This window comes from Streptomyces beijiangensis (assembly GCF_017315755.1).
In the GTDB taxonomy this organism is placed as follows: domain Bacteria; phylum Actinomycetota; class Actinomycetes; order Streptomycetales; family Streptomycetaceae; genus Streptomyces; species Streptomyces beijiangensis.
The window spans coordinates 1-365 of the sequence record NZ_JAFLRJ010000717.1 but is presented as its reverse complement, the minus strand read 5'-3'; the positions used below and the strand labels follow the sequence as shown (position 1 = coordinate 365).

The 365-nt window shown below is 74.5% G+C and carries 1 protein-coding gene; it reads right to left on the bottom strand.

What is annotated here, in order from left to right; all coding sequences use genetic code 11:
• A partial coding sequence (locus J0695_RS38615; RefSeq protein WP_206969517.1) for a hypothetical protein occupies window positions 1–182 on the bottom strand: 182 nt, incomplete at its 3' end.
• Window positions 183–365 lie beyond the last annotated feature (183 nt).

The following is a 365-nucleotide window of genomic DNA, read 5'->3' as shown; positions in this document are numbered from 1 at the left end:
CGGCCGTCCTCCGCCATCCGGCCCACGAAGTGGCCGACCGTCCAGGTGCTGCGGCTCTGCAGCCGCGAACCGGCGATGCGCAGCGCCAGCGGCAGCCCGTCGCACAGCTGGACGAGGCGCCGTGTCGCGTCCGGTTCCCGGCTCGTCCGGTCCTCTCCGACCAGGCGGGTGAGGAGAGACACCCCGTCGCCGCTCGCGAGGGGATCCAGGGTGATCCGCAGGTCGGCGTCCAGTTCGGCCAGCCGCCGCCTGGCGCGCGGCCTCCAGCACCCTGCGCCTCCTCCTCGTCCTGGACGACGCCCTGGACGCCGACCAGATCCGCCCGCTCCTTCCTTCCGGGGCAGGGAGCAGAGTGCTGGTGGCCG